Below are 26,551 nucleotides of genomic sequence, written 5' to 3'. Positions count from 1 at the left end.
GCTGCATGGGGCGGCGGTTACGCCGCCACCTCCACCGGTCCTGACAGGACGCGCGCGGCGATCGTAAGATCGGCGACGAAGCGGGCGTATTCGCGAGTCCTCTCCTCGGGCGGAAGCCGGAGCAGATAGGACGGGTGCACGGTCAGGAGCACGCGAGCCTGGCCGCTCTCAAAGATCTGGCCTCGCTCCTTGGTCACCGACACTTGCCGGCCGAACAGGGAAAGCCCGGCGGTCCCGCCCAGCGCCACGATCAGCCGTGGACGCAGTTCCGCGATCTCCGCATCCAGCCACCAGCGGCAGGCCGAGACCTCGCTGGCATTGGGACTCTTATGGATGCGCCGCTTGCCGCGCGGCTCGTATTTGAAATGCTTCACCGCGTTGGTGACGTAGGCTTCTTCGCGGACGATCCCCGCATCCTTTAGCGCCCGGTCCAGCAACTGGCCCGCAGGCCCCACGAAGGGACGGCCGGCTAGATCCTCCCGGTCGCCCGGCTGCTCACCCACCAGCATAAGCGCGGCATCCTTCGGTCCTTCGCCGAACACGGTCTGGGTGGCGCCGGAATGAAGCGGGCAGCGTGTACACGCGCTGGCCGAGTGCTTGATCGCCTCTAGCGACGCGAGCGGCGGCTGAGCCTCTTCAGCGAAGGCCCGCCGTTCTGCGATGCGCTCCGCGAAACGCGGCGCGGCCGAAGGCCTGCTCTCCAGCATCCTCTGCTCCCGGGCGCCGGCCTCGCGGATCATGTCTTGGATCTGCGCGGCCTCGGGCAGGTTGCGCCAGTAATGCTTCGGCATCTCGGCCCTCATGGCATCCACCCTCAGCCGGGCCGGATTGAAGGTCGTCCGGTAGTAGGTCTTCCAGAGGTCGCCGCTCTCTTCGTTCACCGGCTGGGGCTTGCGCGGTGCGTCGACTGCTGGCCCGAAGCGCAACGTCTCGCGATCCCAGCTTGCCGTGCCGATCGGCGTCTCGATCCGCCAGCGCATGCCGGCAAACCGGTCTCGGAAGAAGGGCGCCGACCGGCGGAGGGTGAAGTATTTCGGCTCGAAGAACGCGACATGGAGCGTGCCCATATTGTCCTGGGTCTCAGCGAAGCGGACGAAGGCATGGGTCTTATGGATGTCTCGCCGCACCGCCTTGGCGTAGCCCTGAAGCCGCGAAACTGCCGGATCGCTCGCACGCGACAGCAATCCGGCCTCTCCATGCTTCAGCCGCCAGAGCACCTCATAGAGAAGATCGTAGCGGTCGGCCGCTCTGTGCAGGATGGCGAGCTGCATCAGCTCCCGATAGCCCGGCGGCACCGTGAGCGGCTCTGCCTTAGCGTCGGGCAGGGACCCGAGCAAGCTGGCTTGCCCATTGGCGCTGAAACTCACCTTCTCCGGCGAGAGGTTGAGAGACAGCGCGCGCCGGACAGCATCGCGGAATGGCGCATCGTCGGCGGAAAGATCGGCAGGGAGACTTACGAGATACATGTGGGTCGTCCTTACAAGCTCAACAAAGCGAGATCACAAAAGCGGAAGCTGAACGGGTTGCGGCGCGAGACGGTCGCGCAAGAAGGCATGATCGAGTGACGCGCCGGGATGCCAGTCCAGAGCACAGAGGAACGGCCGCGCGCGCTTTATCGAAGCCGTCAGCCGCGCCACATCGTCGAGCCGCAAACGCCCCGACCGGCGCGAGGCGACGATCCGCTGCACCGCCTTGGTGCCCAGCCCGGGCACGCGCAGCAGCTCTTCCTTGGAGGCGCTGTTCACATCAACGGGGAACCTGTCCCGGTTCTGCAATGCCCAGGCAAGCTTGGGGTCGATGGCGAGGTCCAGCATGCCGTGGGGCATGGACCCGCGGAGCTCGTCCACGCCGAACCCGTAGAAGCGGAGCAGCCAATCGGACTGGTAGAGCCGATGCTCCCGCAGGATGGGCGCGGGCGTAGAGGGCAGGGCGGCGCTCGCGTGTCCCGTCGGGCTGAAGGCTGAGTAATAGACGCGCCGCAGCTTGTAGGAGGCGTAGAGGGAAGAGCTCGCGGTCAGGATGTCCGCATCGGACGTGTTGTCCGCGCCCACGATTACTTGCGTGCTCTGGCCGGCCGGCGCGAAGCGATGCGGCTTTGCCCGCCCGCGACCTTTCCGGAATGCCGCGCGATCCTCGGCCGCCGCGTCGATCCGCATCCGCGTCGCTGCCATCCCGACCCGGATCTCGCGGCCAGACTTCTCCGGCGCCAGCCGCGTCAGGGAAGGCTCGGTCGGCAGCTCCACATTCATCGAAAGCCGGTCCGCGTATCGCCCGGCGTCTGCGATCAGCGCCTCGTCGGCGCCGGGAATGGTCTTCAGATGGATATAGCCGCGAAAGCCGTGCGCCTCGCGCAAACTCCGCGCCACACGGATCAGATCCTCCATGGTCTCTTCGGCCGAGCGCGCGATGCCGGAGGAGAGGAACAGCCCCTCGATGCAGTTCTGCCGGTAGAGGTCGAGGGTGACGCGAACCACCTCGTCGACGGTGAAGCGCGCCCGCGCCACGTCCGAAGAGCGGCGGCTCACGCAGTAGGCGCAATCGTAGATGCAGAAATTCGTGAGCAGGATCTTCAGCAGCGAGACGCAGCGCCCGTCCGGCGTATAGGCGTGGCAGATCCCGGCGCCGGTGACCGAGCCGATCCCGCCGCCCCGCGCATTGCGCTTGGCACCCCCTGACGACGCGCAGGACGCGTCATACTTCGCCGCATCGGCGAGGATCTCTAGCTTCTGAAGAACCGAAAGCGCCATCCCCACAGCATATGTTCATGTTTTGTTCTTGTCAAGGTAGCGCCTGCTGGGATTTGACCGGACCAGTCCCTTTGGGAACGTTGCTCTAAGCAGCAGAAAACAGGTCGCCCTGATTGGTCTCGTCAGAGGGTTCTTCCTCTAAGCGTAGTTCAATCCTGGAGCCTGATAGTCGGAGCGTCAGAACAAGCGGCTGCCCATCTAGTTCGAAGTTTGCGGATGCGTATCCTTGCTTCGATACCAAAGCCGCTATGGGGACTGACGCGAAACTGCCTGTTTCCTCCACCCGCAAGAACTCGTGGAGTTTAATTTCCCGAGGATCCAGCTGTGCATCGGCTTGGGGTTTTGGCAGAGAGGTCTCGAGCAACACTCTCCTTTCCTGAAACCCGCCTCGTGTTTCCCGTTTGCGGTCTGCAGCCTGATTGACTTTTTCCCACTCGGCACCAGCTTGAAATGCCAAGCCGCGGACAACCTCCAGCAGGTCAGAAAGCTCCTCGACCTGAGAGTCTTTGTCTGATGATTGGAGTAATTCTTGACCTTCCTCCACGAGCTTCGCGAAGAGTCCGGGCAAAGCGTCGTCGGATGCCAAACGTGCTTCGGAGACATGCTCTCCGCCAGCCTTAATGCCCACAGGCACTCTATCTCGAACCAGTTTGCCAAAAACCCGACGTCCCCGTGTGCGGAAGTATTTTGAGTAGGGTTCTGCTAGCACGACTGGAACGCCCCCATTCGATAGCCGATAGTATGTATGGCTAAGAAGCGATCCCTGGAGCTCGACTGGTAGTTTGCGAGCTTGGGCTATCCTTATGACCTCATCGAGAAATGCGTCATCGCGAATTAATGGCGCCTCAGGGTCCAACCTAATCATTACATCTCCCTGTGGGAGGGTCGCTAAATCGTCCTGTTTTGATACCGGTACGGGCCTGTATCGGCGAGCGGAGCGTGGTGCTTGCTGAGCCTTTTCACGAGCACGATACCAAGGCAGGTTTGCATCGACGCCGTACGCGTTTGGAATGCCGACGAACCACATTATCTGCGCATCTTGCCCCAACTTTTCAGCAATGCTGGCTGTGCGAAGGCCGATCTCGATGGCCTCCTCATGCGATAGCACTTGGCTACGTCCCTTCAGCCTCAAAACCTCCGTATAACGCCAGGTTCCGTCCGGCGCCTCGCAAAGGAAGCGTGGTTTGAATCGAATCTTTTGCGAAATGACCCGACCACGCCGGATATCGACCTGGAAGGAGTCGTGAGGCAGGACCTGAAGCCCGTCCGGCAGACCCCAGAGCGCGTCTACGTATGCGATCGGCGTACCCGGGTCGAAGTACGCCCAAGCGGCCGCCCTAGCCGGCAAGAAAGCATGTAAGATTACTGCAAGACCCGATAGTGATCCGAAGCGCTCGGAGAGGAGGGGAAGGGTATCTCTTAGCCAGGCGACAGCAAGTCGCCCATCTACTGTGTCTGTACGAGGCAGGTTGAGAATCCCACTGTCAGTGCGATCAAGATCAGTACGTAAGACCGCACGACCAGCCGTTAGCTCGTCAATCTCTGTTTCCAAGAGTGGCCCCGACGTAGCTAGCGCCTGCTGTAATTGCTCGGCCGTAGCAAAATAAAGGCGCGGCCCAGATCGTGTTGTTCCAAAATCGAAATCTTCAAGGTTCTTCAATTTTGGCCATGATGTACGGTCACCTGGTGTGAACGCCTTAAAGATTTTGGACGCCGTTGATATAGGCCGAAGCCCTTCCGCAACCATTGTCGCGTCTGCCGGATCTTTGCCTTGATCCGTTTCTTCCCATTCGAGATCCAATTGCACAATCCACAGGGCACCGGAGCTAACGATCCACTCCATGTGACACCTCGGGATAATCTTAGAGTTTATCCACTGTGCAACTGAGCGAAGCGACTGATGGGGGATTCCTCGAACACCGCGGATCGACTTGAGGTCGTCAATTGGTGGCGCGAACTTAGAGTTGAGCCCTTCAGGAGCGCCCCACACCGGGCTGAAAGTCTCATACTTCCACTGATTTCGTGTTGGGCTGATGCGACGTTCGTTCGATAAATGTCCCGCACTATCAACCTTTAGGTGCTTCTGGAGTATGAGGGCGATCTCGTCCTGACTATGCTTTCCGGCATGTGAGAAAACCTCAGAGGCGGCAGAGATCACGTCGCTGGTCGTTGTACTTGCTGGGAGCGCAATACTCAGATAGCGGCCGCGTTCTCCTATAGATTCTCGGACCGCGCTTGATCGGATCATGAAGCCGTCGGGAGAGATCTGCCGGTGAGCGTCAAGCCACTCGTCAATTTCGCGTAGTAACTCCGGCCCGCAGTGACTTCCGTTCCGCCAAGCTGCGTGAACCAGAATTGGTAAGCACAGAAAAGGCGGACACCAAGCTTCCGGCACTTGCACCAATCCCGCAGCCTTAGCGCCGAATCTAGTCGCAATACTTTGGAATTCCGAAAACGTTCTGATCTGCGTGGTCTTCTGAGCGAGTGTGTGCTGCCTCATTGGGTCGGTTATTCGGGCGTTGGGTCAGTACGGCCAAACACGCTATCTGCTAGCTTTTTCAGCCAGGCGAGAGCGCTATCTGAAAAATATCCGAAGACAAATCCGAAGCCCATCGCGAAAAATACATTTCCTAGCGACTCACCTCTGATCAAGAAAACTATATTTGAGAAAATAACAAACGCGAGGAAGGTCGACACCAATCCTGAAATCACAGGAACGATTATACGCCAGAGCACCCGATCTTGGTTCCAAATATTGTTTGCAACAGAGTGGTATAACCACTTCAACGTAAAAGTTATTCCGCCAATAGAACCAGATAAACCCACCGCGATCCAAACCAGCATTCCTTCCGGAATTGCGCTCTCAAGCCAGACAATCCTGTGCTCAGCGCTTTCAGCTGCTAACGAGCATCCGATAAAGAATAAAAGGGTTATCGCTGCGAAGAGCATCAAAAGAAGATAAGCTAATTCACTGCAGATTTGGCACCATGCGCCACCTGAATATCTTGATCTCCAGTCGCCTACTGGACGACCATCAGTCGGATCGTCCAACTGGTCGGGGGGCCGGCTCATGGCGCAAAACGGGACGCCGTCTCGTCCACCCTCGAGAGAGCCGGGTGCTTCTTGTAGTCCCATAATTCCGGGACTCCTAGAGCCTTAGCGATCAGACGGCGAAACCATTGAGATTGTGGATGGGAGGGTGATCCTACAGCGACTCGATCATCAGCAGATCGAATGTAGAGATAGTCCACGTCCTGCCATTTCTTGATAGATTGGTCTCGGCTCAACTCTTGCCACACGACCTCTGATTGCGACAGCGCCAATCTATAGAGATCAAAATCTAAAGCTATCAGATGCAGATGGGCCTGCTCGACTCCGCAAGCCAATCGGCTACCTCGAGCGCCACCATGTTCGAATCGGAATACTTGTTGGTTGAAACCAGATAGCTTCTTGCTGAGGCGACCAACAAAGTTTCTTAGTTCAACCTGCTCAGTGTCAGTGAGACAAGCCATTGAGGGAACTGGGCGACGTGGCACAACCAAGAGCCACCCTACGACCAACGCCCCAATCGTAGGCAAAGCTATGAAATTCTCGCTTTCATCTAATACTATGTCGTGACTTGGCCTAACGTGATGCGCCGATGGGTGAGTAAGCCATAGAAATCTACTCGTTCCATGCTTCGATGAACTAAAGCGCATTTGGGGCTGGCCGTTCTCTACATTGCCTACACATACCGCCGCCACAAACGACGCGGTAGAATCTCACCATTATATCGGTCCCGCTCCTCGATCCAAATGGCTTTTCCTTGGTCGTGCTGTCTTGAGATCAGAGGCTCCTTGGCCATGGCTCGACAAGAGTTGCAGCGCTTAGAGCCCGTCGAATCCCCGGAACCATCCGTCCCCTCCAGGACTTCGCATCACACCAAGTTTTGATCCTGAGGAGGAGACGATGATGAGACTTTCCATATTTGCGGCTCTGTTGCTCGCGTTCGGCACGCTGGTGGCGTTGCCGGGGCATTCCGAGGCGCGGATCTTCGAGCGCTTCGGCAAGAACACGGCGAACGCCGCCGAGGGCGTCGGGCGCGGAACGGCCCGGGCCGGGCGCGGTGTGGCGCGCGGCGCTGAAACCGCCGGCCGCGGCGTCGGGCGTGGTGCGGCGAGAGCCGGACGCGGCATCGGCGGCGGCTTCAAGTGCGCGGTGACCTTCGGCCGCCGCTGCTAACCGCTAATGATGGAATGCCCGGCATAAGCTTAAGACCGGTTCCGTAAGGCGGAGCCCGGTTGGCCGGGCATCTTCCCTTTCAAGACTTCCCCTCTCAAGAGGAGAAGCTCCCGAACCACCGCGCCGCTTCCGCGTTTCCTCAACCACAAGCGGCCGGGGCTGGCTGCTGAGCGCAAACAACTCGGGGGGCTCCCATGTTCGAAGATCCGCTGTTTTGGCTGTTTGTCGGGCCGGGGCTCCTGCTCGGGCTCTATGCGCAGGCGCGCATCAAGAGCAACGTCGCCAAGTATTCCCAAGTGAAGACGCCGAGCGGGATCACGGGGGCGGAGGTCGCCCGCCGCCTGCTCGATGCGAAGGGGCTGCAGGATGTGCGGATCGAGCCGGTCGAGGGCGAGCTTTCGGACCATTACGATCCGCGCAACAAGGTGCTGCGCCTGAGCCAGAAGGTCTTCTACACGCCGTCCATCGCCGCCGCCGGCATCGCCGCTCATGAGGCGGGCCACGCGGTGCAGGACGCGAAAGACTATTTCCCCATGGAGGCGCGCACCTATGTGGTGCCCCTGGTGCAGATCGCGTCCAAGATCGCGCCCTGGCTGTTCGTTGCCGGGCTTGTGCTGGGCATGAACTGGCTCACCTGGGCGGGCGTGATCCTGTTCGGCTCGTCCTTCTTCTTCGCGCTTCTGACCCTGCCCGTGGAGTTCAACGCCAGCGCCCGGGCCAAGGAGCTTCTGGCGCGCCAGGGGATCTTAGGCCCGGAGGAGATCGAAAGCGTCGATAAGGTGCTGGACGCCGCCGCCTGGACCTATGTGTCCGCGGCCGTCTCCGCCGTCGGCGTCTGGCTGTTCTATATCTTCATGCTGTTCTCGCGGGGCGCGGGAGCCTCCGCGCGGCGGTGAGGGGGCGAACTCCCTCTCCCCTGTGGGGAGAGGGTTGGGGTGAGGGGGGCGAACCTCTCCGCTTCTTTATCCCCCTCACCCGAGCACAGCGTGCTCGACCTCTCCCCGGCGGGGAGAGGTGACAACTGGCGCCGTCCAGTGCGGGGGTGACGACCGAAAGTGCAGCGCGCGCCTTGCGCTCTTCTCGCTTACCCCGTCATGCCCAGCTTTTCGCGGAGCCGGTCGATCTCTGCGGTCGCGTCCGCTTCCGTCATATCCTCGCGATAAGTGTCCGGCTCGTTCGCCTCTTCCGCGATGGCTTTGAGATAGCTCGCTTGCGCCCCGGTCATGGGGTGATTGCCCTTGCCCCATTGTTGCGTGTCGTGATCCGCATTGTTGGGGTTCTTGCGGTGCAGCTTCGGGTTCAGCTCGGTCAGCTTTTCGTCGCCGGCCATGGGTCTCCTCCCTTTCTGGTTCGTTCGATTTGTTGAGGATCGAACGGGGAGGGCGCAGGCAGAGTTCCCGCTGAGGTTGGCGCTAGCGCCATTGCCCAACGTTCCTCCTCATCCTGAGGGCGGCCGAAGGCCGTGTCTCGAAGGATGTGGCCTCATGGTTCGAGACCCGCTCCGCTTCGCTCGCGCCCTCACCATGAGGAGCGACACCGAACTCCACGCCTCACTCAGTCCTCATCCCCGCGCGCCAGGCGCCTCTTGCGGCCGAGCCAGCTCCGCACCCCGGCAATCGCCGCCCCGGCGCCCGCAAAGCCCAGGCCCCAGGCAAGCTGGGGGGTGCCGACCGCCCAGTCCGGCGGCGGGTAGGGCCAGGTCCACACGAGAAAGACGAAGACGATGAAACCGACGATGGCGCCTTCGGCCGCGTCGATGCCGATCTCGTAAAGGGCGGCCAGGAAGCGGAGCGCGGTGGGGAAGAAGCGGAATGGGGCGGGGGACAGGTGCTTACCCATTGATAAGAACGATGGTAAAAAGGGCGGAGCATTTGCCGCCAAATCAACACGTTGGCGATGCATAAGGGGCTTTATGTGTATGGCGTTAGGCCCGGATTTCCCGCGGCCGCCCCTATATTTACGACATGAGTTTGAGGGAGGATATCCTATGCGTACTCTACTTCTTTCGACGGTGATGGTCGCCGCTTTTGCCATTCCGGCCCATGCCCAGGAAGCCAAGCCCGTGCAGGGCACCGTTCAGGGTGCCACCACGGCCGGCACAGGCGTCGCCAAGGGCGCAGGCCAGGCCGGCGCTGGTGCCGCTAGCGGCGCCATGGAGACCGGCAAGGGCGTTGCCAAAGGCGCCGGCGAAGTCGGCCGCGGCGTGGTCGGCGGTGCCGGTGAGGTCGGCGGCGGCGTGTCCCGCGGCGTCGGTGAGATGGGCGCAGGGCTGAAGGAAGGCCCGGCCGGCACGGCCAAGGGTGTCGTGAAAGGCACCGGCGAGATGGGCAAGGGCGTCGTTAAGGGCGGTGCGCAGGTCGGCAAGGGCGTCGCCAGTGGCGCCATGAATGCCGGCAAAGGCGTTGCCACCGGCGCCGGCAAGGTCGGCTCCGGCGTCGTCAAAGGCGGCGGCACGGTGCTCAAGGAGACCGGCAAGGGCGTCGGCTGCGTGGTCACCCTCGGCAACAAGTGCTGAGCTAGCCGCCTCGAGCTTCGCGAAGCGCTCTAAGGATGGCGCTGTAAATCGCGACAGACATCGGATGCCCGGGCGCGCAACCGTCTGGGCATTCGCACGTTTCGCACCTGCGAAGGAACCGCGCATTTTCGGGAAAAACGATCCCGCCTCTTGCCCGAATGCCACCTTCCAGCTACACGATTACCCCGAATTCTTACGACCACCCTGAGGGCCGGAGGAGGCGCGCGCGTCTCCGAGGGAGGGCGGCATACCATCCGGTCCGAAATCGATCCTTCCGAAGGATCGGCAACCGATCCAATCGGATCGAACGACGTATCGAACCCGTCCTTCAGGAGGCCGGGCGACATATCCAGCCGGGCCATAACGGGCCGGCGACGACTCCAGCCGGTGCGTTCGCGGACCGGACCAAATATCCAAGACGCTATCTAAGTTGAGGTGTTCCGATGACTGAGATTTATCCCCCGCTTGAAATTCCCGAAACGCTCGCCGCCGGCCCCGGGCCGGGCAACACCGACCCCCGCGTGCTTGAGCGCTTCGCCAAGACGGGTGTCGCCGACCACATGCAGGCAGACGTGCTGCGCGGCATGAAGGAAGCGAAGTTCATGCTTCGCGAGCTTTGGGGCACCAAGAACGTCTATACCTATGGCGTTGCCGGCACCGGTTGGACCGGCCTGGACTGCATGCAGAGCCTCATCCTGCCGGGTGACAAGGTCGTCTGCTTCGTCAACGGCACCTTCTCCAGCATCGACGATCTGACCATCCGCATGAAGGCCTCTTCCCTGGAAGACCTTTCGGCCAACTCGTTGGATCCCAAGCCGGCCAATGTGATCACCATCACGGTGCCCCACGGCGAATCCGTCACCGGCGAGATCGTCGAGAAGGCTCTGGCCGAGCATAAGCCCATGTGGGCGTTCATGGCGCACTGGGAGACCGGTTCGGGCCGCATCAACGACATCCAGGGCTTCTCCGACGCCTGCGAAAAGCATGACGTGATGGGTCTGGTCGACGCCGTGTCGTCCCTCGGCGTGGCCGACTTCAACATCGACGACTATCCGGGCGTTGCCGCCTGGGCGTCTTGTCCGCAGAAGGGTGTGCTCTCCCTGCCGCTGACCTATGCGCCGGTGTCCTTCACCGACAAGGCCATCGATGTCGTCAAGAAGCGCGGCTGCTACACCTTCGTGAACCACCCGATCCTCGATGCGCGCCATTGGGGCATCATCGACGGCAAGGATGTCGAGAACCCGGTCTATCACCAGACCCATTCCTGCTACGCCGTGGCTGCGTTCCACGAGGCCCTGCGCATCATCCTCGCCTACGGCAAGGCCGCCAAGGCCGACTCCTACGCCTATCACGAGAAGGCGCTTCGCGAGGCCGTCGAGGCCATGGGCTGCAAGGTGACCTCCAACATGACCAGCCTGGTCGTGTGCAGCCTGCCGGACAGCATGCAGGGCAAGGAGAAGGAGCTGGTGCAGGGCGCCCGCGCCGAAGGTTTCGGCATTTGGCCGACCCTGTCGGAGCCGGTCCAGATCCGTATCGGTATCCTGAACCAGCTGTCGGAAGAGCAGATCACCGAGATCGTCAGCCGCTTCGCCGACCGGATGCTCGAGATGGGCGCCGACTTCGACAAGCCCAAGGTGATGGCCGGTCTGCAGTCCTACTACGCCAAGAAGGCTGCGTAGGCTTTGGCAGCTTAGCTTGAACGGATAGAGGACGGGCGGCGGGTCCGGCTCCCAAGGGGAGAATGAGATGGATCAGAAACGCCGCCTGCCTCAGACATCGAAGCGGTCAGGGCGTGTCCTTTGCGGGCTCGCCCTGGCCGTTTTTTTATTGGGGGCCGCCGCCGTGCCGGCGTCCGCGGAAACTCCGCCCGATTTCACCGAGCTCAACCGTCAGATCCCCGGGCTCGCGCAAGCAGGCGAGGCGGCCGAGGCATTAGCCCTGGCCAGGAAATACGTGGCTGAGGCCCGCACGGCTTCCGGTGAGGACAGCGCCGAATACGCGACCGCCGTCACATGGCTCGCCTGGATGCTCCGCCGGGAGCAGAACTACGACAAGGCCGCACCGCTCCTGGAGCGGGCGCTCACCATCCGCGAGCGTGTCTTCGGGCCCGATCATGCCCTGGTCGCCACCAGCCTGCACAATCTCGCCGGCGTCTATTTCGATCAGGGCCGGGAGGATGAGGCGAACGCGCTGATCGTCCGCGCCGAGACCATCAAGGCAGAGGTGGATGGCGTCGGCGACCTGGAGATGATGCCCCGGCGCATCGCCGAGCTCAGCCAGGCCGGCAAGCCTGGCGAAGCTCTCGATCTCGCCCAGCGCTACGTGACCCTCACCAAGGAACGCTACGGCCCGGACCAGCCCCCGATCGTCCCGGCGCTGCTGGAGCTCGCCTTCCTCTATGAGACCCAGGGCAGGATCGACCAGGCAGAAGCGCTGCTGAAGGAAGGCCTCGCCATCCGGGAGAAGGCGTTCGGCGAGAACAGCCTGGAGTCGGCCGAAAGCTTGGATCAGCTCGCCCGGCTCTATCAGACCAACGGCCGGGAGGACGAGGCCGAAGCGCTTCTGAAGCAGTCCCTCGCCATCCGCCGGGCCGCCCTGGAGGAAACCGACGATCTGGTGATCGAAAGCCTCTACGCGCTGGCCGGCCTATATGAGGAGCAGGGGCTGCGCGCCAACGCCGAGAAGCTCTATGCAGAGGCGGAGGCCCTGCAAACCAAGCGGACGGGCGAGGCCGCCTTCAGTGTCGAACACCCGTCCTACGCCGTGGTGCGGGTCTATTACGCGACCGACCGCAAACGGACCGGTGACGAAGATCCGGCCGAGGCCTATGGCGGCGATCGCGGGCCCCTCACTTATGGCGTGGCGGAGGTCTCCATCCCCCGCGACCACCGCATGGGGGAGGTGGAGCGGCCCTCCATCTGGCGTCTGGAATGGTGCGAGGATCCGGAGCGCTTCGTCGTGCTCCTCTCCCTGGACGAGAAGGACAAGAAAGCCTTCTTCAAGGACGTTCAGGAGCGGGTGAAGAGCTCAAGGCGAAAGTCCGCTTTCATCTTCGTCCACGGCTACAACGTCGCCTTCGTCGACGCCACGCGCCGGACCGCCCAAATGGCCTACGATCTCGGCTTCGGCGGCGCGCCCGTGCTTTATAGCTGGCCGTCCCAGGCGAGCTATTCGAGCTACAAGGTGGACGAGACCAATGCGGAATGGTCGCGCCACGACTTCCAGAATTTCCTGAAGGATTTCGCGAAGCGCTCGGGCGCCGATGACATCTATCTCATCGCCCATAGCATGGGGACGCGGGTGCTGACCGGCGCCCTGAAGGAGCTGTTCCTGGAAGAGCCCAAGCTTCGCGAGAAGTTCGACGAGATCATCCTCGCCGCCCCCGATATCGATGCCGACACCTTCAGCAGGGATATCGCGCCCAAGATCCTGGCCGGTGAGCGCCGGGCCACGCTTTACGCCTCCTCCGGCGACTATGCCCTGATGGCCTCCAAGAGCTTCGCCGGTTATCGGCGGGCCGGCGACACGGCAGGCGGCATCACGCTTGCGCCGGGCGTCGATACCATCGATGCCAGCGCCACCAGCACCGACTTCGTCGGCCACAGCTACTACGCCGATTCCGTATCCGTGCTGGGCGATCTGCGAGATCTGATCATGCGGAAGAAGCGGGCCGAGGAGCGCAAGCGCCTCTCGCCCGTCGAGATCGATGCCGGCCGCTACTGGACCTTCGAGGAAGAAGCGGCGAGCCCCTAGCGGTCGTTGAAGCCGGTGCAGAACCAGGTGTTGAACGCCCCGAGGCAGTTCTTCTCCTCCTGGCGCGTCAGCACCCGCACATAGCGGGCGACCACCAGATCCTTCTCGTCCACCTGCATCTGGGAGCGCAGCAGCCGCACGCAGGCATCCACATCCACCGTGCACCCCAACCGCATCACCAGCCCCACGACGCCGCCATCCTGCTGCTTCGTCTGGAGCGCCTTCGCGACCTCCGAGCGCAGCTCCGTGTTCAGGTGCTGGTCGAAGCTTTCCAACGACGGCTTGGTCATCAGCGCGGCGACGGCCGCAATGGCGATCAGGAGGATCCCGCCCATGCTGTAAAGCGTGGTGCCCTTAGCTGCGGCGCGGCTGGTCTGCATGGAATGTCCCTCAAAATGGTGCGAAGCGCGCGCATCATAGCGGCGGGTTTTGACGGAGCAATGGCCATATGTGGGGGAGGGGCAGTGGGCGCATGAGTGGCCTCATACTCCTTTGTCATTGCCCGGCTCGACCGGGCAATCCAGTAACCACCGCCGGTCGTGATCGGCACGACAGGGGATACTGGATCCCTGCGTTCGCAGGGATGACAGCAGAGAATGGCGCACGACCTCGCCCGCTCACCTTCGTCATTGCCGGGCAACCGGGCTCCGCTTGCGGACCCGGTCGTAAACTTGACCCGGCAATCCAGGGCGGCTGGCGCGGTGGTTGCAGCCCCTGGATGCCCGGATCAAGTCCGGGCATGACGTGGGAATAGGTCTCTAACCCCCGTCGATCTGGCGGCCCACGATCGCGATGGTCTGCTGATAGACGCTTGCCGCGTTCCAGCCCTGGATCGCCGAATAGTTCGGCTGCCCCGGCTGATAGCCCGCGCCCGGCCGCCAGCCATGGCCTCGCAGGAAGTTGGCGGTCGAGGCGAGCGCATCGGCCCGGTTGTTCAGGTCCACGCGCCCGTCGCCGTTCCCGTCCACCCCGTAGCGGACGATATTGGCCGGCAGAAACTGGGTATGGCCCACCTCGCCATGCATGGCGCCCCGCTGGGACGGGCTCAGCCAGCCGCGGTCGATCAGCTGCAGGGCTGCCATCAGATGCGGCTCGAAGAAGTCCGGCCGCCGGCAGTCGTAAGCCAGCGTCGCCACGGCAGACAGCGTGTTCTGGTTGCCCATATAGCCGCCGAAGGCCGTCTCCAGCCCCCAGATGGCGATCAGCGGCCCCGCGGGCACGCCGTAGCGCTGCTCGATGGCCGCGAAAAGCTGGGCGTTCTGGGCCTTCTTGGACCGCCCCTGGGCTGCGATGGTCGCCGCCCCGCGCTTTTGCATGAACTGGTCCAGCGAAAGCTTGAAGGAGTGCTGGCCCCGGTCGGCCTTGATCGTCCCATAGGAGTATTGGGTGGCCATCAGGGCCTGGATGCCCCGCCGGCCGATCCCGCGCTGCTGCGCCTCGGCCGCAAACTGCCGCTTCCAGGTCTCAAACCCGGCGGCCGTGTTCCCGCACTGGGCGGCCTTAGCCGCGCTGCCGAAACCCACCACGCACAAAGCGAGCAGACACAAGCCCAGCGCGCCCGCAAAACCATTCCATCCACGCATTTTCTGCAGATCCCTCAGATCACACACGCATAACTGGAGAGGAGCCTACCACCGAAAGATTGAGGGAATGTGGCTGAGAAGTCAGTTCCCCGCTACAGTTGTGAGGCAGCCAAATACCACACGTATAGGGCGCGATCAGCCTATCCCGCGACGCACCCGGAGGGGTTATGTCAAAACCATCGATTTCGAGTTTCTTGGAACGGGGGCTTTTACCTGAAAATATGCCGCCGATCTTCCAGTCAAAAGACGTAGCACAGTCTATAACGAGGCAGGCAGATACCTGGTGAACAGAAAGTGCGTCGGGCACCACGCTCCTTATGATGCTAGTAAAAGAGGTGGAACAAGAAGGTTATTTGGAATTCCGCATCCGGTATATATTCACGATCAATCGTTTTTTATAGAAAAACATTGGAACGATATAGAAAAAATATTTGAATCGGCTGAAGGATCTCAGTCTAAACCCGAATTTAAGGAAACGGGATCCAGAGCTTTGCAGATTACTCCACACTCGGAACTGCCCAGGATCCGCTTGTCCGCTTTCTCAAGATTTAAATATTGTGTAGTTACGGACGTATCAAGATTCTATCCATCAGTTTATACGCACAGTATACCGTGGGCGATAAATGGTTACGAAGCTTCGAAGGAAGATCGAGGTGCAAATTCCTCAGAAGTATATGGAAACCGGCTTGATTACATACTGCGTCAATCGCAGGGACAACAGACCTTGGGATTGGCTGTCGGTCCCGACACATCAAGAGTAATCGGAGAGATAATTCTATCCGCTGTCGACAAGTTATTTCTGTCGTTGTCTCCGAGATCAATATACGTCCGGCATGTCGATGATTACTGGATCGGAGGGACGAGCTTTGAAGAATGCGAAGATAGGCTGGCAAAACTGCGCACGGCACTCAGGTACTACAATTTAGATATTAATGAGTCTAAGACTAGAATTATAGAATTCAACAAGATTCTGGCAGATTCGGGTATGCTAGAAGTTGAGAGGGCGCTGAAGAAGGCGTTACTGGGTAATGCATCATCTTCCGATCTTGTCGCTACATTCGGCCAGATTATTGAGATAGCCCTTAAAGATAACGATGACGGAATAATAAAACACGCGATTAGGATAATAGACAGGCTAAAAAGCTGGACCTACAATTGGGATGTTCTAGAACACTTTTTGGCCCACTGCGCCATTCAGTTCCCCCATTCGTTCGATTACGTTGCCCGTGTGATCGCCTGGAGGGGGCGGAGAGGCGACAAGTTGGATCGCAGGCTTTGGCGGGATGTTATCCGTTCCGTTTCCTATCAATCAGCTTCTCTGAGCCGAGATTCGGAGGTTGCTTGGTCTCTATGGCTCGCTAAAGAGTTGGATGTCAGGATTACTAAGAAAATTAGCGATCTGATTGTGAAAAATAACAGCCCAGTAGTTCTTGGGTTGCTGTTACATATGGGTCGCCACGGTTTGATTTCTGATGACGATGTTGCCAACAAGCTATTGGGCCGCTTGGAGGGCAGCCACAGTCGAAACGAGTTTTGGCCGCTTGCGCTTGAACTTCGGCATCTAGACCTCATGGAGCCGTGGGAAATTAATGAAATTGGGACGGCTCAGTCAAAGATCTTCCAAGAGCAGAGAAGTTTGCTGCGTTGGGATGCAAGGCCGAGTGTCTTCGAGGAGACTGAAGATAACGAGCCTGATTACGCGATTGAAGACTTCGCATTTGATTATGAGACGGATGATTTCGATTTTTGGTTTGATGAAGATGACGACGACATCTGAGATTTGTTCTGCTTCGAGCCTTTCCCTGAACTTGCGATCTGTTCTCATAAGGGACGTGTGCCTGGGGATTTCGCCTTCAGCGTGAGGTTAGGGGCGGCGCCTGAGGTCAGACGCGCGCGAAAGCGGCGAGAGCCGAACGCGCGCGGGTGTAACGAACCTGCCTCGGGGGTCCGGTACGTCACCACCAGGGCAACGCATTTCAAGTTGCGCGACGCGCAAGCGCGTCCGCGATGGGCCTTCGTTTGCCGACGGCCGGGCGAGGGTCGGCGCGTGGGTGCGCCCCACACGCCTTGGTCATTGCCGGGCTTGACCCGGCAATCCAGTGCTGCTTGTTCTGAACTCTTCGCCCCTGGATGCCCGGATCAAGTCCGGGCATGACGGCGGAGGTTGGGACGGGCGCCGCGCCGTGCCGCAAACCGCAGCCTGCTCCCTGTCCCCTCGGGGGAGAGGGTTGGGGTGAGGGGGAGAACAGGAGAAAGGCGCGCCCGCCTACTTCTTCTTGGTTCCGGTCACCACCTTGCCGCGGGATTCGATGGTGGAGGGGATGGGGGCCGCGGTGGTCTTGGCCTTCTCCTGCTTCGGCTTCTTCTTCTCGCGATTGCTTCTCTGCTGGCCCTTGGCCATGGCGGTCTCCTGGGGGTTGGGGCGGCTCCACGGCCCTCGATGAGGACCGGCGGGCTCGTGCCGAATCCCATGCGCCTATCGGCGGGGAAAAGCGAGCGAATTTGTGTGCCGCTTTGGGCTTTCTGTTCTGAGTGTCATTGCCCGGCTTGACCGGGCAATCCAGTAACCACCGGCCGTTCGCTATTTCGACCACAGAGGATACTGGATCCCTGCTTTCGCAGGGATGACGGCCGAAGGTGGGGCAGGGCACAGGTTTCGCGGCAGACCGCAGCCTGCTCTCTCCCCGCCGGGGAAGCCTCCCAACAAAAAAACGGGCCTCCGAGGAGGCCCGCTTTCGTCTCGTCTCGTAGATGCGCGGCGGTTAGCGGCGGAAGAAGCCGCCCCGGCGCTCCCGGCGATTGCCGAACAACCCGCGGGATTCGTATTCCTGATAGTAGCCCGGACCCGCATAGCGACGATCCTGATAGGCGTCGTCATAGAAGCGCCGGCGGTCCTGGCGCTGATCGGTAAAGGTCTGGCCCGGCCCGATATCGCCGGTGATGCTCACCGTCGTGTTGGCCATGCCTTCGTCCTTCACCAGCTGATAGAGCACCGCCGCATGCTTGGGCAGCAGCCGGACGCAGCCATGGCTCGCGGCCTGGCCCATATAGCGGGCATCCATGGTGCCGTGGATCGCGTGACCCTGCTTGGTGAAGAAGATGGAGTAGGGCATCGGCGCGTCGTCATACTGACGCGAGAAGTGATCCTCCTCCATGCGGAAGGGGGTGAAACTGCCCGAGGGCGTGTCGTAGCCCTGCAGGCCCGTGGAGACGTCCCAGCGATAGCGGGGCTGGCCGTCCACATAGACGTCCATCTTCTGGGTCGTCTTGTCGATATTGATGCGTACATTGGCGTGCGCCGGGCCGGAAACCGCCAGCATCAGCGCGAGCGCGACGCCCAAAACGAGCAGCGAAACGGGATTGAAAAGCTTGTTCAGCGCAGCGCGAAAATTCGAATAAGCCATTTGAAGCCAACCACTTGAACCTTGGGGGAAAGACGGTAACGACCATATAGGCAATTCGTTGCGGTTTGCTTGCCGCCGCGGTCGATTTGTCTCAAGCCCCGTTGCATTCTGGCATCATCTGCCGACAGCGTTAATGGTTTCAAAGATCCGATGAACCCTCGCTGAACGGCTTTGCCGCCGGCGCGTTACCCTTACGAAGCGGCGATTTGAAAGCCGAAATGTGGCGCGCGGCGGCTGCGTTTCAAGGCGCGATTTTTCAGAGGCGGAATTGCAGAACGCGAGATCGGAGGTTTGGCGATGAAAACCAAGGTGGGCGATTGGCTGAAGGGCAAGGAGATCTCCTACGGTACGCCCGAGGAGTTCAAGATCCGCAAAGAGGGCGGCGAGCCGCCGGACGTGCCCGATAGCGGCGCAGCCCCCAAAGGCGCCACCCAGAATATCCGCGCTGAGAACAAGGACGCCGAGGAGATCTTGTCGAACCGGACCCAAGGCACGGCCGAGGCCGGCACCGGCGACATGCCCGACGAAGCCCATCCCGGGCCCGTGCGCCCTTCGACGGATCAGCCGTCCACGGAAGCGGCCATCAAGACGCTGATCCAGGACTGGGACGACCAGAACAACCGCGACGACCAGAGCTATCGGAAGACCGAGAAGCGCGAGCTTCCCGACAAGGATACGCCGCCGAAGCTCCACGGCGAACGCATGCCCAAGGATGCCGAGCAGGTCACGCCCTCAGACCGCGGCGAGGACGATCACTGAGCGGCGGTGACGCCCACGACCTTCGTCATGCCCGGGTTGATCCGGGATGACGGCCGTGATGTGTGGCGCACCCTGCGCGAACCGGGGAATTGAAAGACACTCAAGGTTGTGGTCGGCTGTCTCTTCGACGTGAGGGACAGTGTGTATGCGTATCTGCGCCTTGCTATGTCTTGCGATGTTGCTCGCTCCGACGAGCGCGCAAGCCGTGACGTGCAAAGAGTTCTCCAGCTGCGAAGAAGCGGTCCATGCCTGGTGCACTGGCGCCCATCCGCGCGCCGATGGCGATAACGACGGCATCCCGTGCGAGAATGTCTGTCCGACCCGGGCGATCGTGATGGCAATCCAGGCCTCGATTGGCTGCTCCCGTTAGGCCTCGCGCCCACCCTCATTGCATGGCGCCGTCTTCTGCCCTATAGGCCGGGGCTCAAGCGGCAGACGAAGTCTTGGGGTATCCACGTGTTTCTGACCATGTTGAAAGCCAAGCTCCACCGGGCGAGCGTCACGGAGTCCGATCTCAACTACGAAGGCTCCATCGGCATCGACCGGGATTTTCTGGATGCGGCCGGGATCCTGCCCCACGAGCAGGTGGATGTGCTCAACATCAATACCGGCGCGCGCTTCACGACCTATGCTATCGAGGCGCCCCGCGGTTCCGGCAAGATCGGGGTGAACGGGGCCGGCGCCCGCCTGGTCCAGAAGGACGACAAGGTCATCATCGTCGCCTATTGCCAGATCCCGGCGGAAGAGGCCCGTAACTACAAGCCCACCGTCGTGCTGTTCGACGAGGGCAACCAGATCGCCAGCGTCAGCTAGGACGATCTCCCAACCTTCTCCATCGGCATGCCCGGACATGATCCGGGCATCCACGCCGTTACGGCTCAGCGGAAACGGAGTTCATTGGAGGGGCAGGGCATTAGCTGGATGGGAACGGCATGGATTGCCGGGTCGAGCCCGGCAATGACGGGCCTGTGACTGGAGCGCGCGCAGCAGCTCCAATCACTCATACCGCAGCGCGTCGATGGGATTGAGCCGCGACGCATTCCGCGCCGGGTAGTAGCCAAAGAACACGCCCACGAATCCCGCAGACAGAAGCGCGATCACCGCGAGGCTGGGCGAGATCGCGACTGGGAACTGGCCCCACACAGACAGAGCGAGCGCCCCCGCACCGCCGCTGGCGAGCCCGATCAGCCCGCCGGTCACGCATAGTGTCACCGCCTCGATCAGGAACTGCACCAGGATGTCACGCCGCCGCGCGCCGACCGCCATGCGCAGGCCGATCTCCCGCGTCCGCTCGGTCACCGAGACCAGCATGATGTTCATGATGCCGATGCCGCCGACCACGAGAGAGATAGCGGCCGTGGCGCCGAGCAGCACGCTCAGGATCGCCTGCATCTCGCTGCGGGTGCGGATGAACTCCGCCATGTCGATGATGCGGAAATCGTCCGCTTCCCCCGGGCGTACCCGGCGCGTCTGGCGGAGCAGCCGCTCCAGATCCGCCTGGCCGTATTCCATGTCCTCTTCGCTCTGAAACTGCACCATCATCATCTCGACATTGTCGGGCACGGTTTCGTCGCCGCCGACCACCCGCCGCCGCGCCGTCGATAACGGCATCAGCGCGATATCGTCCTGGTCGCGGCCCCAGCCGGACTGGCCCTTCTCGGTCAGCACGCCGATCACCGTGAAGGGCACGTTCTTGATGCGGATGCGCTCGCCGACCACGTCGGAGGTACCGAACAACTCCTTCGCAAGCGTCTGGCCGAGGATGGTGACCTTGGCGGCCGACTGCTCGTCGGCGGGCGTGAAGTTCCGGCCCGCCAGCAGCGGCCAGTTACGCACGGAGATATAGTCCTCGTTCACCCCCTGGATGCTGCTGGTCCAGTTCTTCGCGCCGGCCACCACGCTGGCCGAGCCGTTCAGCATGGAGGCGACGCCCGCCACACCGGGCACGCCCCGGCGGATCGCTTGCGCATCACGCTCAGACAGGGCCAGCGCCGTGCCCGCACCGCCCCGCCGTCCGCCGCTCCGGGTGGAGCCGGGGAAGACGATCAGCACATTGGTGCCCAGCGACTGGATGCGCTCTTCGATGGCTTGCGACGCGCCGGTGGCGATGGAGATCATCACGATCACCGAGGCGACGCCGATGATGACGCCGAGCATGGCAAGGAAGCTGCGCAGCGCATTGGCGCGGAGTGCGATGAGCGCCACTTTCAGGGAGGCGAAGAGGCTCATGACCGGTCCTCCACCACGCGCCCGTCCTGGAAGGTGATCTGCCGCTTCGCCCGGGCCGCAATGTCGAGCTCGTGGGTGACAACGATCACCGTGATGCCGCTCTCGTTCAGGCTTTCGAACAGCGAGATGATCTCTTCGGTGGTCTTGGAATCCAGCGCGCCCGTGGGCTCGTCTGCGAGCAAGATCTTCGGCTCGTTCACCAGGGCGCGGGCGATGGCTACACGCTGTTGCTGCCCGCCGGAAAGCGCCGAGGGCTCGTGGTTTGCACGCTCCGCCAGCCCGACCCGCTCCAGGCTCGCCCGAGCCCGCGCCTTCGCGTCGCCCGCATCGTGCGCATAGAGCAGGGGCAGCGCCACGTTATCCAGGGCGGAGGTCCGGGGCAGGAGATTGAAGGTCTGGAAGACGAAGCCGATCTTCTCGTTTCTATACTGAGCCAAGGCATTGGAATTCAGCCTGCCGAGGTCGTCGCCCTCTACCGTGAGCGTCCCGCTGGTCGGCTGGTCGAGCGCGCCGATCAGATTCATCAGCGTCGACTTGCCGGAGCCGGACTGACCGGTCACGGCGAGATATTCGCCCGCCGCGATCTCCAGGGTCACGTCCTGCAGGGCGTGCACTTCACTTCCGCCCATCACATAGGTCTTGCAGAGATCCCGCGCGACGATCTGCGCCGCGCCTGCGGTTTTCGCGCTCGTCCGGCGGCGCGACGTCGTGCGCCGCTGCGCCCTCTTTCGCGGCGCCGCCTCGTTCATTCGCTGCTCTCGCGCACCCGGATCACGACGTCGGTGCCGGCCTCAAGCCCTTCCTGCACCTCCGTGTCGGTGGCGTCCGCCAGGCCGAGCCGCACGTCGCGGGGCACGAGCTTGCCGTTCTCGTAGAGCCACACCGTGCCGCGCCGGCCGTGAGCCTGCCGCTGACCCATCTCGAACTGGCGGTACTCCTCTGCCGAAAGCTGGGTGCGCAGCACATTGTTACGACGGAGCCGGTTGCGCTCGTCCTCTTCGCCGCGGGACGGCACGCCGAGCCCGGGCTGCTCCTCCGAACTCCGCTCGAATTCCGCCGCCAGTGCATCACGGATGCGCGCAATCCGCTCCTCGCTCAGATCGAGATACTCTTTCAGCTGCCGGATCGTCTTCTGCTGTTCCGGATCGCTTCCGCCGGACGTTTCCGTGGAGGTGTCGTCGCTTTGCTGCACCAGGGCCTCCGCGGCGCCGCGCGGCTCGAACCGCAAGGCCTGGCTCGGCACGGTGACCACGTCGTCATGCTCGCCAGTGACGATGGAGACATTGGCCGTCATGCCCGGCAGCAGCTTTCCCTCGCGGTTCGCAGCCGTGATGATCACCGTATAGGTGACGACATTCTCAAGATCGGTGGGCGCAAGACGGATCTGGTCGACCTTGCCCGGAAAGGTCTCGAACGGGTAGGCGTCGACGGAGAAGCTCACCGTATCGCCCGCCGTGACCTGTCCGATATCGGCCTCGTCCACCTCCGCCTCGATCTGCACCTGGGACAGATCCTGGGCGATGATGAAGAGCTCCGGCGCGGTGAAGCTCGCCGCCACGGTCTGGCCGACCTCAACCGCCTTTTCGATTACCACCCCGTCGATGGGGGAGCGGATATAGGTGCGCGCGAGATCGACCTCGGCGTTCTCCAGGGTCGCCTCCTTCTGATCGACGGTCGCGCTGGCGTTCTCCACATTGGCCTTGGCGATGGCGAGATCGGCTTCCGCGGCGGCCTGGGCGGCAACCGCCTCGTCCAGGGTGGCTTGCGAGCTCGCACCGCGCTCCACCAGCTTCTTCGCCCGGTCGAGATCGAGATTCGCTTTGATGAGATTCGCTTCGGCCTTTTCGACCTCCGCGCCTTGCAGGGCGACATTGGCCTTGGCGATGGCGACGGCCGCGCGCTCCTCCTTCACCTTGGTCTCGAAGGTCGACGGCTCGATCCTGGCCAGCACGTCGCCGGCCTTCACCTTGTCGCTGTAATCGACATTGATGCTGCCGATATTGCCGGAAAGCTGGGAGCCTATATTGACCGTCACCAGCGGCGTCACCGTGCCGGTCGTGGAGACCGCCCGGCGGATATCGCCGCGCTTCGCCGGCGCGGTCTGCACCTCGAAGCCGTTCTGCGATTGGCCCTGCCAATAGTAATAGCCACCGCCGCCGGCGATCAGAATCGCCAGCAGGATCAGAGCAAGCCGCATCGGAAATCCCAGTCAGAAATCAAACCCATCCATCCCCGGCTTATCATGAAGCCGGAGGCGCGGAGTCTTACAAAACGTCCAGGAAAAGGCGAGGGGGCCTATAGGCCGAACGGGTAAGTCTCTTCCGGCCCGTGCTCGGCGTGGGGCCGGGCGGTGACGGCTTGGGTCTCGGCGAACCAGATCCACGCGTCGAACTGGTTGGAGAGCTCCGCCTCGAAATAATGGGAGAGCCGCTCGCTTTCCGGCCGGTAGATCACGCCGATGGCGCGCTCCAGCAGCGGCTCGGCGAGAGCGGTGCGAATCTCCTCCCGCTGCCCGGGCCCCGTTTCCAGCAGAAAGGCGGCAATGTCGGTGGCCCGCGAGACGCCTTCGAAGGAATCGTCCCGGGCCGCGCGCACCCGCTTGACCTCCATGGGCGCGTCCCAGTCCGACGCCGCCGCCACAGTGCCGCGATCTGTGCCGAAGCCGATCAGCCCGACCTGATCGCCGAAGCGTTGCCGCGCCAACTGGCCGATATTGTGCTCACCGCGCACCTGGCCCATCTCGGTCGCGCGCGCATCCCCGATATGGGAGTTGTGGGCCCAGACGACCGCCTTGGAGCCGGGCCCGCGATGCTCCAGCAGACGTTCCAGCGTGTCGAACATATGCTGATCGCGGAGATTCCAGGAGAGCGCCCCGCCGTAATAGATGGTCCGGTAATACTCCTCGGCGCCTGCCACGATGTGGGCGTTCTGGGCGGCGCTGAAGAAGGCCTCGCCGTCGTCATGCAGATAGTCCAGCCGCTTGGCCAACAGGTCCTGCAGGGCCTGGCCCACCGCCCGTTCGCAAGCCTCGTAGCCGCGGGAGATGGCCATGCGGCCATAGCGGGCCGGTTCTGCCCGCCAGGGCGCCAGGCAGCTATAGCGTTCGCGCGCAATCCTACCGGCTTCCGGGTCCACCCGGTCGAGATAGTCTAGCACCGCGCCGATCGAGGTGGCGAGGCTGTAGATGTCGAGCCCGTAGAAGCCGCAACGCCGCTCAGGCCCACGGATCTCGGCGTTCACCGCCGCAAGGCGTTTCAGAAGCGCCTCGACTTCGGCGTTGCGCCACATCCAGGTGGGGAAGCGTGAGAAGGGCCGCTCGGGCAGGCGGGGACGGGGGAGGCCTTGGATCACGGCGTTGTAGACAGCAGCGTCAGGCCAATCGGCTTCGACAGCGACGATATTGAACCCATGCTGCCGCACCAGCCGTTCGGTGATCGCTGCGCGCGCCTGATAGAATTCGGACGTGCCATGGGTTGCCTCGCCAAGCATGACGATGCGCCTGTCGGCGAAGCGATCGACCATGCGAGCAAGTTCGTCCAGCTCGGCGAAGGGCTCCGCCGCCTCCGACATCAGCTGGCTGGGCCCGCGCTTTTCAAGAGTCCTGCGCGCCTGGATCGGCGCGGCGAGGGGACCCGGCTGAGAGTCCATCTCGGTTGCGTCGTCGGCATTCTGGTCGGGCCAGCCTTCCTCCCCGATCAACGGCACGAAGGCGACGCCGCCGAAGCTTTCCTCTTCGAACGTGTCGTCCTCGTTGCGGGTGACCCGGATCAGCTCCTGCATGCGGCCTGTGCCGACGGGAAGCACCAGCCGCCCGCCCGGCGCCAATTGCCGCTTCAAGGCTTCGGGCACGCGGGGGCCGCCGGCGGAGACGATGATGGCGTCGAACGGCTCTTCTTCGGCGAACCCCTTGGTGCCGTCGCCACAGATGATCTCGACATTGTCGTAGCCGAGCCGCGCGATGCGCGACCGCGCCAGGTTGGCCAGCTCCTCATGACGCTCGATGGCATAGACCTGGGCTGCGATGCGCCCGAACACGGCGGCCGCGAAGCCGGACCCCGCGCCGACCTCCAGGACCTTGTCCGTGGGCTCGAGCGTGGCGAGCTCCGCCATGCGGGCGACGATGTATGGCTGGGAGATGGTCTGGCCCGCCTCGATGGGCAGAGCCGAATCCTCATAGGCGAACTCTTCCAGCTCGCCCGAGACGAAAGCTTCCCGCGGCACCTCACCCATGGCCGCGATCACCAGGGGATCGCGGATACCACGGGCGCGCAGATGCCGCTCCACCATGAAAGCACGGTGTTCGGCATGGCGCGGATTTGTTTGTGGCGGTGCCATCTCGACTGAAGACCAGTTGGTCGGCCAGACCGGCCCGTAAGGCCGGTCTACAACTCTCATCTATCGATCTTGGGCCCCTGGGCGACGGTTGCAAGAGGCATGTTGTACCAGCCAGCTTGCGCCCGTCTGCTGCTCCAGCGCCCAGATCACTCCAGTTCCCAGATCACTCCAGTTCCCAAGTGACGTTGAGCTGGATGGATGTCGCCGTCGTGCCGCCTTCGATTGGGGCCGGCGCGGCATCGGCCGCTTCCATACGCATGGCGCTCCGCTTCGGCATGGGGCCGTAATCGTTCTCAGAGATCGACATCACCTTGCCGAGCTTGGCGCCCGCAGCCTTCGCATAGAGCTCCGCCTTGGCGATCGCCGCCTTCATGGCCTGCTTGCGGGCTTCGTTCTTCTGCTCGGTCGGGTCGTCCAGCCCGAAGCTGATATCGTCGATCTTGTTGGCGCCGAGGCTCACAAGCTCGTCCAGGATCGTGCCGAGCTTACCAACCTCCCGCACCGTGAGATGCACCTGGTTCACCACCTCATAGCCGGTGAGCTTGCGCGTGGTCCGGCCTTCCTCGGGCTTGTGGTGGGTCTGGTAGACGGGCTGGACGCTGAAGGTGCTGGTCTGAAGATCCTTCGGCGCGACGCCGTTCTTCTTCATCGCCGCGACCACCTTGGTCATCCGCTCGGTGTTCTCTTTGAGGGCCGCCTTGGCCGTCTTGCCCTCGCTTACCACGCCGGCGGTGATCTCCACGAGATCGGGGGCGGATTCCACAACGCCTTCGGCGGTGATGCTGATGGTGCGCGGCTGCTCCTTATCGTCCGCCATGGCCGGCGATGCCAAAAGACTGCCGAGGGTCAGGACAAGGGCTGCGGTCAGCGCCGCAAAACGCGTGGGGCTGGAGTTCGAATGGAACGGGATCATGAGAGTTCTCCTTGGGGTGTCTCGGCGGGCGCAACATGCAGTGGCGCCCCCCTTAGCGCAATCGCTCGGACAGAAGTTTGGCATTTCGAAAA

General features: G+C 62.3%; 24 protein-coding genes. 9 read left to right on the top strand and 15 right to left on the bottom strand.

Annotated features, from left to right (window positions below):
- Nucleotides 1-17 precede the first annotated feature (17 nt).
- The 4 genes from ACFQ2F_RS12125 to ACFQ2F_RS12110 form a co-directional block, all read right to left on the bottom strand.
- Entirely contained in the window at nt 18-1,466 is a 1,449-nt protein-coding gene (locus tag ACFQ2F_RS12125) for a UdgX family uracil-DNA binding protein (protein WP_379090198.1), read from the bottom strand.
- Between the two features lie 33 nt (nt 1,467-1,499).
- Nucleotides 1,500-2,747, bottom strand: coding sequence for a putative DNA modification/repair radical SAM protein (locus ACFQ2F_RS12120; protein ID WP_379090196.1), 1,248 nt, complete (start codon nt 2,745-2,747; stop codon nt 1,500-1,502).
- Between the two features lie 85 nt (nt 2,748-2,832).
- Complete coding sequence (locus ACFQ2F_RS12115) at nt 2,833-4,905, bottom strand: pyrophosphohydrolase domain-containing protein (RefSeq protein ID WP_379090194.1); 2,073 nt, start codon at nt 4,903-4,905, stop codon at nt 2,833-2,835.
- A 350-nt stretch (nt 4,906-5,255) separates the two neighbouring features.
- On the bottom strand, nt 5,256-5,882 hold the full coding sequence (locus tag ACFQ2F_RS12110; RefSeq protein ID WP_379090192.1) for a hypothetical protein: 627 nt from the start codon (nt 5,880-5,882) through the stop codon (nt 5,256-5,258).
- 813 nt (nt 5,883-6,695) lie between these two features.
- On the opposite strand from ACFQ2F_RS12110, the gene ACFQ2F_RS12105 reads away from it, so the two are divergent.
- A complete protein-coding gene (locus ACFQ2F_RS12105) occupies nt 6,696-6,968 on the top strand; it encodes a hypothetical protein (protein ID WP_379090190.1) in 273 nt (90 codons plus the stop codon).
- 194 nt (nt 6,969-7,162) lie between these two features.
- Nucleotides 7,163-7,864 (top strand): zinc metallopeptidase, encoded by a 702-nt coding sequence (locus tag ACFQ2F_RS12100; RefSeq protein ID WP_379090188.1) that lies wholly within the window; start codon nt 7,163-7,165, stop codon nt 7,862-7,864.
- A 188-nt stretch (nt 7,865-8,052) separates the two neighbouring features.
- On the opposite strand, the gene ACFQ2F_RS12095 is transcribed toward ACFQ2F_RS12100, so the two are convergent.
- Both ACFQ2F_RS12095 and ACFQ2F_RS12090 read right to left on the bottom strand, forming a co-directional pair.
- Nucleotides 8,053-8,298: a DUF3072 domain-containing protein gene (locus ACFQ2F_RS12095; protein ID WP_379090186.1), complete on the bottom strand. Its 246-nt coding sequence runs from the start codon at nt 8,296-8,298 to the stop codon at nt 8,053-8,055.
- 224 nt (nt 8,299-8,522) lie between these two features.
- Nucleotides 8,523-8,807 (bottom strand): hypothetical protein, encoded by a 285-nt coding sequence (locus ACFQ2F_RS12090; RefSeq protein WP_379090184.1) that lies wholly within the window; start codon nt 8,805-8,807, stop codon nt 8,523-8,525.
- A gap of 148 nt (nt 8,808-8,955) precedes the next feature.
- On the opposite strand from ACFQ2F_RS12090, the gene ACFQ2F_RS12085 reads away from it, so the two are divergent.
- From ACFQ2F_RS12085 to ACFQ2F_RS12075, 3 genes are all read left to right on the top strand, one after another.
- Nucleotides 8,956-9,483 (top strand): hypothetical protein, encoded by a 528-nt coding sequence (locus tag ACFQ2F_RS12085; RefSeq protein WP_379090182.1) that lies wholly within the window; start codon nt 8,956-8,958, stop codon nt 9,481-9,483.
- Between the two features lie 443 nt (nt 9,484-9,926).
- Nucleotides 9,927-11,162, top strand: a complete 1,236-nt coding sequence (locus ACFQ2F_RS12080; RefSeq protein ID WP_379090180.1) for an aminotransferase — start codon at nt 9,927-9,929, stop codon at nt 11,160-11,162.
- A 67-nt stretch (nt 11,163-11,229) separates the two neighbouring features.
- Nucleotides 11,230-13,236: an alpha/beta fold hydrolase gene (locus tag ACFQ2F_RS12075; RefSeq protein ID WP_379090178.1), complete on the top strand. Its 2,007-nt coding sequence runs from the start codon at nt 11,230-11,232 to the stop codon at nt 13,234-13,236.
- Here the strand turns inward: ACFQ2F_RS12075 and ACFQ2F_RS12070 are convergent.
- Together ACFQ2F_RS12070 and ACFQ2F_RS12065 are read right to left on the bottom strand one after the other, a co-directional pair.
- The gene (locus tag ACFQ2F_RS12070) at nt 13,233-13,616 is read right to left on the bottom strand and encodes a hypothetical protein (protein ID WP_379090176.1); all 384 of its coding nucleotides are present in this window, start codon (nt 13,614-13,616) and stop codon (nt 13,233-13,235) included. The genes ACFQ2F_RS12075 and ACFQ2F_RS12070 overlap by 4 nt on opposite strands.
- A 378-nt stretch (nt 13,617-13,994) precedes the next feature.
- Nucleotides 13,995-14,819, bottom strand: a complete 825-nt coding sequence (locus ACFQ2F_RS12065) for a lytic murein transglycosylase (protein ID WP_379090174.1) — start codon at nt 14,817-14,819, stop codon at nt 13,995-13,997.
- A 283-nt stretch (nt 14,820-15,102) separates the two neighbouring features.
- Here ACFQ2F_RS12065 and ACFQ2F_RS12060 point away from each other — a divergent pair, with 283 nt between their 5' ends.
- Nucleotides 15,103-16,596 carry an RNA-directed DNA polymerase gene (locus ACFQ2F_RS12060; protein WP_379090172.1) on the top strand — a complete coding sequence of 498 codons (1,494 nt, stop codon included), beginning with the start codon at nt 15,103-15,105 and terminating at the stop codon, nt 16,594-16,596.
- A gap of 489 nt (nt 16,597-17,085) precedes the next feature.
- Here the strand turns inward: ACFQ2F_RS12060 and ACFQ2F_RS12055 are convergent, their stop codons facing one another.
- Nucleotides 17,086-17,220, bottom strand: coding sequence for a hypothetical protein (locus ACFQ2F_RS12055; protein WP_379090170.1), 135 nt, complete (start codon nt 17,218-17,220; stop codon nt 17,086-17,088).
- A gap of 361 nt (nt 17,221-17,581) precedes the next feature.
- Nucleotides 17,582-18,223 carry a L,D-transpeptidase gene (locus ACFQ2F_RS12050; RefSeq protein ID WP_379090168.1) on the bottom strand — a complete coding sequence of 214 codons (642 nt, stop codon included), beginning with the start codon at nt 18,221-18,223 and terminating at the stop codon, nt 17,582-17,584.
- A gap of 297 nt (nt 18,224-18,520) precedes the next feature.
- On the opposite strand from ACFQ2F_RS12050, the gene ACFQ2F_RS12045 reads away from it, so the two are divergent.
- The 3 genes from ACFQ2F_RS12045 to panD all read left to right on the top strand — a co-directional run bounded on the left by ACFQ2F_RS12045 (nt 18,521) and on the right by panD (nt 19,795).
- Nucleotides 18,521-18,982, top strand: coding sequence for a hypothetical protein (locus ACFQ2F_RS12045; RefSeq protein WP_379090166.1), 462 nt, complete (start codon nt 18,521-18,523; stop codon nt 18,980-18,982).
- A gap of 145 nt (nt 18,983-19,127) precedes the next feature.
- Nucleotides 19,128-19,352 (top strand): excalibur calcium-binding domain-containing protein, encoded by a 225-nt coding sequence (locus ACFQ2F_RS12040; RefSeq protein ID WP_379090164.1) that lies wholly within the window; start codon nt 19,128-19,130, stop codon nt 19,350-19,352.
- Nucleotides 19,353-19,438: 86 nt separating this feature from the next.
- Nucleotides 19,439-19,795, top strand: coding sequence for an aspartate 1-decarboxylase (panD, locus tag ACFQ2F_RS12035; RefSeq protein WP_379090162.1), 357 nt, complete (start codon nt 19,439-19,441; stop codon nt 19,793-19,795).
- 183 nt (nt 19,796-19,978) lie between these two features.
- On the opposite strand, the gene ACFQ2F_RS12030 is transcribed toward panD, so the two are convergent.
- From ACFQ2F_RS12030 to ACFQ2F_RS12010, 5 genes are all read right to left on the bottom strand, one after another.
- Nucleotides 19,979-21,211 (bottom strand): ABC transporter permease, encoded by a 1,233-nt coding sequence (locus ACFQ2F_RS12030; protein ID WP_379090160.1) that lies wholly within the window; start codon nt 21,209-21,211, stop codon nt 19,979-19,981.
- Nucleotides 21,208-21,960: an ABC transporter ATP-binding protein gene (locus ACFQ2F_RS12025; RefSeq protein ID WP_379090158.1), complete on the bottom strand. Its 753-nt coding sequence runs from the start codon at nt 21,958-21,960 to the stop codon at nt 21,208-21,210. Before ACFQ2F_RS12025 ends, ACFQ2F_RS12030 begins: the two co-directional genes overlap by 4 nt.
- The gene (locus ACFQ2F_RS12020; protein WP_379090156.1) at nt 21,957-23,408 is read right to left on the bottom strand and encodes an efflux RND transporter periplasmic adaptor subunit; all 1,452 of its coding nucleotides are present in this window, start codon (nt 23,406-23,408) and stop codon (nt 21,957-21,959) included. Before ACFQ2F_RS12020 ends, ACFQ2F_RS12025 begins: the two co-directional genes overlap by 4 nt.
- 98 nt (nt 23,409-23,506) lie before the next feature.
- A complete protein-coding gene (locus tag ACFQ2F_RS12015) occupies nt 23,507-25,546 on the bottom strand; it encodes a protein-L-isoaspartate(D-aspartate) O-methyltransferase (protein WP_379090708.1) in 2,040 nt (679 codons plus the stop codon).
- Nucleotides 25,547-25,709: 163 nt separating this feature from the next.
- Nucleotides 25,710-26,459: an SIMPL domain-containing protein gene (locus tag ACFQ2F_RS12010; protein WP_379090154.1), complete on the bottom strand. Its 750-nt coding sequence runs from the start codon at nt 26,457-26,459 to the stop codon at nt 25,710-25,712.
- Nucleotides 26,460-26,551: the final 92 nt, after the last annotated feature.

Source organism: Methyloligella solikamskensis (genome assembly GCF_042676065.1).
In the GTDB taxonomy this organism is placed as follows: domain Bacteria; phylum Pseudomonadota; class Alphaproteobacteria; order Rhizobiales; family Methyloligellaceae; genus Methyloligella; species Methyloligella solikamskensis.
The sequence above is the reverse complement of the archived record's forward strand: the minus strand, read 5'-3'. Positions and strand labels throughout refer to the sequence as shown.

Excerpts from the sequence above, each read along its gene's own strand:
- ACFQ2F_RS12125 (WP_379090198.1), bottom strand. The coding sequence starts at position 1,466 with ATGTATCTCGTAAGTCTCCCTGCCGATCTTTCCGCCGACGATGCGCCA.
- ACFQ2F_RS12120 (WP_379090196.1), bottom strand. The coding sequence starts at position 2,747 with ATGGCGCTTTCGGTTCTTCAGAAGCTAGAGATCCTCGCCGATGCGGCG.
- ACFQ2F_RS12110 (WP_379090192.1), bottom strand. The coding sequence starts at position 5,882 with ATGGGACTACAAGAAGCACCCGGCTCTCTCGAGGGTGGACGAGACGGC.
- ACFQ2F_RS12105 (WP_379090190.1), top strand. The coding sequence starts at position 6,696 with ATGATGAGACTTTCCATATTTGCGGCTCTGTTGCTCGCGTTCGGCACG.
- ACFQ2F_RS12100 (WP_379090188.1), top strand. The coding sequence starts at position 7,163 with ATGTTCGAAGATCCGCTGTTTTGGCTGTTTGTCGGGCCGGGGCTCCTG.
- ACFQ2F_RS12095 (WP_379090186.1), bottom strand. The coding sequence starts at position 8,298 with ATGGCCGGCGACGAAAAGCTGACCGAGCTGAACCCGAAGCTGCACCGC.
- ACFQ2F_RS12090 (WP_379090184.1), bottom strand. The coding sequence starts at position 8,807 with ATGGGTAAGCACCTGTCCCCCGCCCCATTCCGCTTCTTCCCCACCGCG.
- ACFQ2F_RS12085 (WP_379090182.1), top strand. The coding sequence starts at position 8,956 with ATGCGTACTCTACTTCTTTCGACGGTGATGGTCGCCGCTTTTGCCATT.
- ACFQ2F_RS12080 (WP_379090180.1), top strand. The coding sequence starts at position 9,927 with ATGACTGAGATTTATCCCCCGCTTGAAATTCCCGAAACGCTCGCCGCC.
- ACFQ2F_RS12075 (WP_379090178.1), top strand. The coding sequence starts at position 11,230 with ATGGATCAGAAACGCCGCCTGCCTCAGACATCGAAGCGGTCAGGGCGT.
- ACFQ2F_RS12070 (WP_379090176.1), bottom strand. The coding sequence starts at position 13,616 with ATGCAGACCAGCCGCGCCGCAGCTAAGGGCACCACGCTTTACAGCATG.
- ACFQ2F_RS12065 (WP_379090174.1), bottom strand. The coding sequence starts at position 14,819 with ATGCGTGGATGGAATGGTTTTGCGGGCGCGCTGGGCTTGTGTCTGCTC.
- ACFQ2F_RS12055 (WP_379090170.1), bottom strand. The coding sequence starts at position 17,220 with ATGGCCAAGGGCCAGCAGAGAAGCAATCGCGAGAAGAAGAAGCCGAAG.
- ACFQ2F_RS12050 (WP_379090168.1), bottom strand. The coding sequence starts at position 18,223 with ATGGCTTATTCGAATTTTCGCGCTGCGCTGAACAAGCTTTTCAATCCC.
- ACFQ2F_RS12045 (WP_379090166.1), top strand. The coding sequence starts at position 18,521 with ATGAAAACCAAGGTGGGCGATTGGCTGAAGGGCAAGGAGATCTCCTAC.
- ACFQ2F_RS12040 (WP_379090164.1), top strand. The coding sequence starts at position 19,128 with ATGCGTATCTGCGCCTTGCTATGTCTTGCGATGTTGCTCGCTCCGACG.
- ACFQ2F_RS12030 (WP_379090160.1), bottom strand. The coding sequence starts at position 21,211 with ATGAGCCTCTTCGCCTCCCTGAAAGTGGCGCTCATCGCACTCCGCGCC.
- ACFQ2F_RS12025 (WP_379090158.1), bottom strand. The coding sequence starts at position 21,960 with ATGAACGAGGCGGCGCCGCGAAAGAGGGCGCAGCGGCGCACGACGTCG.
- ACFQ2F_RS12020 (WP_379090156.1), bottom strand. The coding sequence starts at position 23,408 with ATGCGGCTTGCTCTGATCCTGCTGGCGATTCTGATCGCCGGCGGCGGT.
- ACFQ2F_RS12015 (WP_379090708.1), bottom strand. The coding sequence starts at position 25,546 with ATGGCACCGCCACAAACAAATCCGCGCCATGCCGAACACCGTGCTTTC.
- ACFQ2F_RS12010 (WP_379090154.1), bottom strand. The coding sequence starts at position 26,459 with ATGATCCCGTTCCATTCGAACTCCAGCCCCACGCGTTTTGCGGCGCTG.